This window comes from Microtetraspora sp. NBRC 16547 (assembly GCF_030268965.1).
Lineage (GTDB): Bacteria > Actinomycetota > Actinomycetes > Streptosporangiales > Streptosporangiaceae > Microtetraspora.
Genome location: NZ_BSSE01000029.1, coordinates 85,478 through 92,715 on the forward strand (window position 1 = coordinate 85,478; position 7,238 = coordinate 92,715).

Consider the following 7,238-nt stretch of genomic DNA (forward strand, 5'->3'; position numbering starts at 1 on the left):
CATCGGGGGCGTGCGGGGGCGAGGCCGGGGACCTGCGGTGGGGAAGGGCGGTCAGGCGATCCAGGCGGGAACGCCGTGCACGGTGCCGTCCGCCAGCAGGGCGGTCGCTCCGGCGGCGGCGGTCACCACGGCCGAGTAGCCCTCTGGCCCGGCGGTGACGCGGCGCGGGGTCGAGCGCGGCATGACAACGGTGTCCCCTGGGGCGACCTCGAAGGTCTCGCTGCCGAGCTCGACCGAGGCCGTTCCCGCCGTGAAGGCCCACACCTGCTCGGTGTCGAAGTCGTGCAGCGGGCCGGCCGCGTCCGGCTTCGCGTCCACACGCCACAGAGCGGTGGCCGCACCGCCCTGGGTGGGCGAGGCGAAGGTCGTCATGACGCCGCCGGGGGTCTCGGAACGGCGGGCTTCGTCGGCACGGATGGCGGGCATGGCAGGCATCTCCTAAACTAGGCAACTACGTTGTCTAAATAGTGAACCTGGTTGTCTATCGTGTCAAACGACCCTCCCGGCTTCGAGCTGCCGCTGCGGCTCTTCCTGGGCTTTCGCACCCTCATCGACGCGCTGCACGCCGAGCTCGCCCGGCAGGGCCATCCCGACGTGCGCCCGATGCACGGGTTCGTCATGCAGGCGATCGGCCTGAACGGCACGACCGCCGTCGAGCTCGGCCGCACTCTCGGCGTCTCCAAGCAAGCCGCCGGCAAGACCATCGAGACGCTGGAGCGGCTCGGCTACGTGGAGCGCGCCCGCGACCCGCACGACACGCGCCGCAAGATCGTACGGCTGACGCCGCACGGCCTGGACGCGCTGGCCAGGTCGGCGCGCATCTTCGATGACCTGCGCGCGGAGTGGGCCGCGAAGCTGGGGGAGGAGCGCCTTCGTGCGCTCGAAGCGGACCTGCGCACGGTCACCCCGCAGGACGTGTTCCGGCTCGACGTCCCCGGCTGGTTCGGCTGACGCCCGCCTCGGCCGGCGACCCCGGCGCCCTCACTCAATCCCGACAAGCTCCAGCACGTCCCGGGAGCACTGGGACTATGCACGGCCGTGCCGTCGCGGAGGTGTTCCGGTATGTCAGCGGACGGCGAGCAGGGCCTCGATGGCGGCGAGGGCCTGGGCGTTGTCCCAGTAGTGGATCGCGTGCATGCCGACCTCCCGTGCTCCCGCGAAGGATCGGCGCAGGTCCCCGGCGCGGGACGCGGGAACAGGTGTCCGCGGGTCAGCTGGCGAAGCCGAAGATGGCCGCGAGCATCCCGCGTACGTCGATGAGCCTGGCCTCGGGAATGTCGCCGGCCTTCTCCTTCAACCGGCCGGCGTGAACGGTCGTGATCCGGTCGATCATCGCGGAGCGGCCACCGCCCACGTCGACGGAGAAGGCCGTGAGCGTGCCCGCCATGTCGGCGGCTTCGACGTACGCCGTCAGAACGTTGTCGCCGTACAGGGTGTGGTAGAAGTCGCCGGACACGATGAGCCGCACCTCTTCGCGGTCGGCCAGCCGTACCGTCCAGAGCTCCCCGAAACGGTGGGTCACGCCGCCGCCCCGCCCTGCTCGTCCTTCAGCACGTCCCGCATGTCGGTGGCCATCGCGGCCTCGTCGGCCTCCTGGCCAGCCGTTGCCGGGGACCCGTAGAACGCGGCGCGGGCCATGAGGTCGTGGTGGGCCGTGATCTCCCGGAGCAGCCCGCGCTCGATGACGGCGGACAGACTGAGGCCGTTCGCCTCCGCGTGAGCTCTCGCCTTCTCCAGGATCCAGGGCGCGATGCTGATCGACGTCTTCTCCTTGGCCATGCCTTGACTATAGGTCACCGGCAATACCGGCGGTAGGGGTCGGAGTATTACCCCTGTTTGGTAGCGCAGGGGTGCTTCGTGAGAGGGGATCCGCCGCCACGCGATCATGGTCGCCATCAACACGTACGCTCCCGGTGCCGGTCCTTGGAAGGTCGGTCACCGCGTCGTGGCCGGTGTGACCGTACGCCCGGTCGCGTGCGGGCGGCACGCTGCGTCGGTTCAAGCGTTGACTTATACAAGTGAGTGCGGGCTCCGCATATCGAGTAGAGATTCGTTCATGAACACAGAGCGCCACCCGACGACCAGAGCACCGGGGGAGCAGGGGCCGTCCGGACCGTCGAGCCCGTACGGCCCGCCCGCGTCCGGAATCGAGATTCCGGACGCCCTCGCCGCCTCCCACGCCCGATATTTCGGCGAGGTCGGCCGGGCCTGGACCGCCGGGCTGCCCGATCTGGCCGCGGACTTCATGGAGCGCTGGCGGTTGCGCGCCGACGGCCCTTCGTTTCATGGAGTCGTCGCGCTGGTGCTGCCGGTGATCTGCGCGGACGGTACCCCCGCGGCGCTCAAGCTGCAGCTCGTCGAGGAGGAGACGCTGGGTGAGCCGGTCGCGCTGCGCGCCTGGGACGGGAACGGGTCGGTGCGGCTGCTGTGCGACTCGACCGAATCGGGGGCGATGCTGCTGGAACGGCTGAACCCCTCCCGATCGCTCTCGGCCGTCCAGGACGACCTGGCCGCTCTCCAGATCCTGTCCGAGCTGCTGGCCCGCCTGGTCGCCCTGCCCGCGCCGGAGGGCCTGCGCCGCCTGGCCGACGTCACCGCGGCGATGCTCGACCACGTTCCGTGGGCTCAGGCGCGGCTGGCCGACCCGGGCGACCGCCGCCTGCTCGACACCTGCGCGGGCGCCGTACGGGAACTGCTCGGGGAGCCCGGCGACCGGCTCCTGCACTGGGACCTGCACTACGACAACGTCCTGGCCTCCCACCCGTCGTCTTCCGGGCGTGAGCCGTGGCTGGCGATCGATCCCAAGCCGCTCGCCGGCGATCCCGGGTTCGAACTGCTTCCCGCCCTGGACAACCGGTGGGACGAGATCGTCTCCAGGGGCGATGTGGCGCGTGCCGTACTGCGCCGGTTCGACCTGATGACCGAGGTCCTCGGCCTGGACCGGCGGCGTGCGGTGGGTTGGACGCTCGGCCGCGTCTTGCAGAACGCGCTGTGGGACGTCGAGGACGGCGAAGGTGCGATCCGACCCGAGCAGAAGGCGATCGCCGCGGCGCTGCTGGCCCGGCCCGGATCGCCGTAGCCCGTCTCGGGCCGCCGTCGGCCCGGCTGGTATGCCACTACCTTGCGGTATACCTTCGGCGCGGGCACAATCGGCCGGGAGATGAACCAGCCCACGCCCGCTCCCGGCTCTCTGCGCGACCTCGCCTACGAGGCGATACGCGAGCGGATCGTCGAGGGCGCGTGGCACCCCGGTCGCCGGATCGTCGAACGCGATGTGGCCGCCGAGCTCGGCATCTCACGCATCCCCCTGCGCGAGGCGCTGCGGCGGCTGCACGACGAGGGGCTCGTCATCCTCGTCCCCCGCCAGGGGGCGCTGGTCAGCCCCTTCACCCCGGCCGACGTCTCCGACCTGTTCGACATCCGCGAATACCTCGAAGAACTGGCCGCCCGCCGCGCCGCCGAACGCGCCGACGAGAGCGTCCTGTCCCGCCTGCGCGAATCCCTGCGGGCGGCGGAAGACGCACGGGCGCGCGGAGACGAGCGCGGCCTGGCTCTCGCCAACGCCACCTTCCACACCGAGGTCGTCAACGCCTCCGGTAACGCGCTCCTCCAGTCGATCATGGATCCGCTCGCCACCAAGCTGCGCTGGCTCTTCCGCCTGACGTCGGTGCGCGACCCCGGCCGGCAGTGCGCCGAGCACGCCCAGCTCTACGAGGCGATCGCCGCGCGCGACTCGGAGAAGGCCGGCGCGCTCGCCCGCGCGCACGCCGCCGCGGGCCGCGAGCTGTCGATGCGCATGGCCGAGGAATGGAGCGATCCGCGCTTCAACCCGATCACGGCCACCCGAACCCGGCGGCGCGCCCCCAAACCGTGACAACGGGCCGCGCCGCCCAGGCCGACCTTCGCTCGCGAGCGCTCAGACGAGCCGGCCGTCGCGGGCCACGACCCGTCCCGCCCGGACCACCACGTCGCGGCGCGGCAGGTCGATCACAACCTGCGGCAGGCACTCGCCCTCGACCAGCATGAAGTCGGCGGGCGCCCCCGGCCGCAGATCCGCCTTCGGCAGCCCGAGCAGATCGGCGCCGCCGTCCGCCGCCAGCCGGAAGCACGCCTCCAGCTCCTCGTCGAGGCGCAGGTCGAGGGTCCAGCCAAGCAGCCAGGCTCGGTGGAGCATGTCCGCGTTGCCGTACGGGCTCCAGTTGTCGCGTACGCCGTCCGAGCCGAGACCGACCCGCACGCCGCGCTCGGCCAGCCGCCGGAAGGGCAGCACGGTCGTCGCCGACGGCGCGACCGTGGTCAGCGCGATGTCCGCCGAGGCCAGCAGGTCGGCCGTCGCGTCCAGCTCCCATCCGGAGAGGGTGGCGACCGCGAAGGCGTGGCTCACCGTGACCTTCCCCCGCAGGCCGAGCGCCTCGGTCCGCGCGGCGATCTCACGCAGCGGGCCGAGCCCTCGCTCCCCGACGTCGTGCAGGTGGATGTCGACAGCCAGCCCGTATCGCTCGGCGATCCCGAAGACGACGTCGAGCTGCCGGTTCTCCCCGGACGTGCCGTCGCCTGACACGCGGTCGAAGCCCGCGGGGTCGATCCCGCCCACCACGTCGATCAGGCCGCCGGCGGCCGCCTCCTCCAGCAGTTTGGCGGCGCCTGGTGTCCGCTCCACCCCGTGCTGCGGGAACGCCACGAGTTGCACGTCGAGGACGTCGCGCAGCTTCTCGCGCGCCTCTGCCACACCGGTGACGCCCTCCAGCCCGTACGCGGGCGCCACGTCGGCGTGGGCGCGCATCGCGCGCGTGCCCTGTGCGGCGGCGTGCGCCATCAGCCGCCGCGCGCGCTCGGCGACCGGGGTGGGCAGGGCGCGGTGCAGCTCCACATCCCCGGCCACGTACTCGGCGATGCCGCGGGCCGGTCGGCGGCTGTGCCAGGGCTCGCCCCAGGCCGTCTTGTCGGGGTGGATGTGCGCGTCCACCAGGGTGGGCAGGGCCAGCCGCCCGCCCCCGTCGACGTACTCGACCACGGCGCCGTCCGGGACGGCGTCCGCCAGCACACCGTCCACGGCGACCAGGTCGACGGCGGGCCCGCCGAAGGGGCGTACGTCGCGGAAGACGGTGGCGGAAGCGCCGGCGATCGTACGGGTGTCGGCATCGGCGGTGTGGTTCGTCATCGCGATCTCCCTCGAAGCATTTTGGTATACCAGTATTGCACTCTCGGCCGTCCGGGCCCGCTCGGAAGCACCCCCGGGGAGTGCGGAGGGGGTCGAGCGGTCGTCGCCGCACCGGATGGCTCGCCGCGCCCCGCATTCCGAACAGGCCCGATGTCCGGGAAAACGTCCATCGCGGCTGTCGTGCCCCACACGGTGGAGCCGCGCCCGTCGGTCGGCGAGGGCATCGCGGGCTACCAGGCCCGTTGGACGCCGGGTTCGGGGGCGGGCAGTCCCGCCACCGGGCAGCCGTCGGTCGCCACGACACGTCCGGCGTGCATCACCATCAGGCGCCAGGGGTGCGCGGCCACCGCCTCGGCGACGCTCGCCGCCGCGACGGCGACGAGGTCGGCGCGGCTGCCCGGCTCCAGCCCGTAGCGGTCCAGGCCCAAAGCGGCGGCGGCCTCCGTGGTGACGAGCGAGGCCGCGACGCGCAACTCGTCGTCGGTCATCAACTCCGAACGCAGGCCGATGATCGTCGCCCGCTCCAGCATGTCGCCCGTGCCGTACGGCCACCACGCGTCGCGGATGTTGTCGGAGCCGGCGAAGACCCGGACGCCCGCCTCGCGCAGTCGCAGGACGGGCGGCATCGACCCGGCGGGGCCGTTGGTGAGGATGGACACCCCCGCGGCCGCGAGCGCCGACGCCGTCCGGACGAGCGTGGCGTCGGCGACCTCGCCCAGGCAGTAGGCGTGGCTCACCGTCACGCGGCCGCCCAGCCCGAGCGCGGCGGTGCGGGCGGCGATGTCCCGCAGCTGCCCGGCCCCGATCTCGCCCGGATCATGCAGGTGGATGTCGACACCGACGCCGTGCCGCTCGGCGAGCCCGAAGACGACGTCGAGCTGTCCGTTCACGTCGCCGTCGAAGCCGTGCGGGTCGAGGCCGCCGACGAGGTCGGCGCCTTCGCGCAGTGCCGCGTCCAGCAGGTCGGGCACGCCGGGCGCGGTGATCACCCCGCTCTGCGGAAACGCGACGATCTGTACGGTCATCAGGTCGCGGACGCGCTCGCGGACCTCGAGCAGCGCGTGCAGGTTCGCCAGGCCGGCCTCGGGGTCGACGTCGACGTGGGACCGAGTGTGACCGGTGCCGTGCCCCACCATGCGATGGGCCAGCCGCAGGGCGCGCTCGGCGACCGGGACGATGAGCCCCCGCCGAGTTCGGAGCTCCGCCTCGACCCGCTCTCGGATCGTGCCGCCGGGGACGTGCGGCTGCCAGGGAGCTCCGAGGAACGTCTTGTCCAGGTGGGAGTGGCCGTCCACGAAGGCGGGGAGGAGCAGCGCGCCGCCCAGGTCCACGCGGCCGTCGCCGACGTCTCCGGCTGCCCGGGCGCACTCGGTGGGCGCCCCGCCGTCCGAGGCGCGTTCACGGATGGACGCGATGAGACCGTCGCGGAGGGACACGTCGACACGCCGCCCGTCCGGGAGTGTGACGTCGGCCAACACCGAAGGGTAGGAACGGCTGCTCTGCATACGGGGCTCTCCCAGGGCGTGAGGGTGTGCGATTCGGGCGTATGGGCCCGTGACGCCTGCGCTAATTACTGGTATACCAAAGTTCAGGCTAGCGGCTTCCCGGGACGAGCGGTCGCCTCGCCTGCCGCCTCCGCTCAGGCGGGGGCGTAGCCGCGGGCGCGGACGTGGTCGGCGACAACGGCGGCGAAGGCGCGGGCGGCGGCGCTCTGGTAGGCGCTTTCGCGCCGCAGCAGGGTGACGGTGCGGGTGGGCAGCGCCGACGCGAGCGGGATCGGGCGCAGGGCCGGGTGGTCGTGCGTGACGGCGTCGGGGAGGACGGTGGCGACGGAGCCGTGCTGGACGATCTCGATCAGAGCCTGGACGGAGTTGGCCTCCACCACGACGCGCGGGCTGACGCGCTGCCGCCTGAAGTACGCGTCGATGTGCCCTCGGGTGGCGAACTCGCCGCTAAGTGGTCCTCGCCGGAAGTCCCTCGGGGGTTGACGGTTCACCAGTTGGCGTGCTGCTCGTAGTCAGGTGTCGGTGTTGGACACGTAGAGGTCGCAGACCAGATCCAGGGCCTCCTGTGGGCT

9 protein-coding genes are annotated in these 7,238 nt (G+C 72.5%); 3 read left to right on the forward strand and 6 right to left on the reverse strand.

Going from position 1 to position 7,238, the window contains the following annotated elements; genetic code table 11:
- Nucleotides 1-51: 51 nt before the first annotated feature.
- Nucleotides 52-426 carry a cupin domain-containing protein gene (locus QSK17_RS29735; RefSeq protein WP_285708805.1) on the reverse strand — a complete coding sequence of 125 codons (375 nt, stop codon included), beginning with the start codon at nt 424-426 and terminating at the stop codon, nt 52-54.
- Between the two features lie 60 nt (nt 427-486).
- Between QSK17_RS29735 and QSK17_RS29740 the strand changes: the two genes are divergently transcribed.
- Nucleotides 487-951 (forward strand): MarR family winged helix-turn-helix transcriptional regulator, encoded by a 465-nt coding sequence (locus QSK17_RS29740; protein ID WP_285708806.1) that lies wholly within the window; start codon nt 487-489, stop codon nt 949-951.
- A gap of 259 nt (nt 952-1,210) precedes the next feature.
- On the opposite strand, the gene QSK17_RS29745 is transcribed toward QSK17_RS29740, so the two are convergent.
- Both QSK17_RS29745 and QSK17_RS29750 read right to left on the reverse strand, forming a co-directional pair.
- Complete coding sequence (locus tag QSK17_RS29745; protein ID WP_285708807.1) at nt 1,211-1,522, reverse strand: type II toxin-antitoxin system PemK/MazF family toxin; 312 nt, start codon at nt 1,520-1,522, stop codon at nt 1,211-1,213.
- Nucleotides 1,519-1,779, reverse strand: coding sequence for a hypothetical protein (locus tag QSK17_RS29750; protein ID WP_285708808.1), 261 nt, complete (start codon nt 1,777-1,779; stop codon nt 1,519-1,521). The genes QSK17_RS29745 and QSK17_RS29750 overlap by 4 nt, the downstream gene beginning before the upstream one ends.
- Before the next feature lie 277 nt (nt 1,780-2,056).
- Here QSK17_RS29750 and QSK17_RS29755 point away from each other — a divergent pair, with 277 nt between their 5' ends.
- Both QSK17_RS29755 and QSK17_RS29760 read left to right on the forward strand, forming a co-directional pair.
- Nucleotides 2,057-3,079, forward strand: a complete 1,023-nt coding sequence (locus QSK17_RS29755) for an aminoglycoside phosphotransferase family protein (RefSeq protein WP_285708810.1) — start codon at nt 2,057-2,059, stop codon at nt 3,077-3,079.
- Nucleotides 3,080-3,160: 81 nt separating this feature from the next.
- The gene (locus QSK17_RS29760; protein WP_285708811.1) at nt 3,161-3,874 is read left to right on the forward strand and encodes a GntR family transcriptional regulator; all 714 of its coding nucleotides are present in this window, start codon (nt 3,161-3,163) and stop codon (nt 3,872-3,874) included.
- A 42-nt stretch (nt 3,875-3,916) separates the two neighbouring features.
- On the opposite strand, the gene QSK17_RS29765 is transcribed toward QSK17_RS29760, so the two are convergent.
- The 3 genes from QSK17_RS29765 to QSK17_RS29775 all read right to left on the reverse strand — a co-directional run bounded on the left by QSK17_RS29765 (nt 3,917) and on the right by QSK17_RS29775 (nt 7,157).
- On the reverse strand, nt 3,917-5,161 hold the full coding sequence (locus QSK17_RS29765) for an amidohydrolase (RefSeq protein ID WP_285708812.1): 1,245 nt from the start codon (nt 5,159-5,161) through the stop codon (nt 3,917-3,919).
- 230 nt (nt 5,162-5,391) lie between these two features.
- Nucleotides 5,392-6,636 (reverse strand): amidohydrolase family protein, encoded by a 1,245-nt coding sequence (locus tag QSK17_RS29770; RefSeq protein ID WP_502889323.1) that lies wholly within the window; start codon nt 6,634-6,636, stop codon nt 5,392-5,394.
- A gap of 164 nt (nt 6,637-6,800) precedes the next feature.
- On the reverse strand, nt 6,801-7,157 hold the full coding sequence (locus tag QSK17_RS29775; protein ID WP_285708813.1) for a LysR substrate-binding domain-containing protein: 357 nt from the start codon (nt 7,155-7,157) through the stop codon (nt 6,801-6,803).
- Between the last annotated feature and the right edge of the window lie 81 nt (nt 7,158-7,238).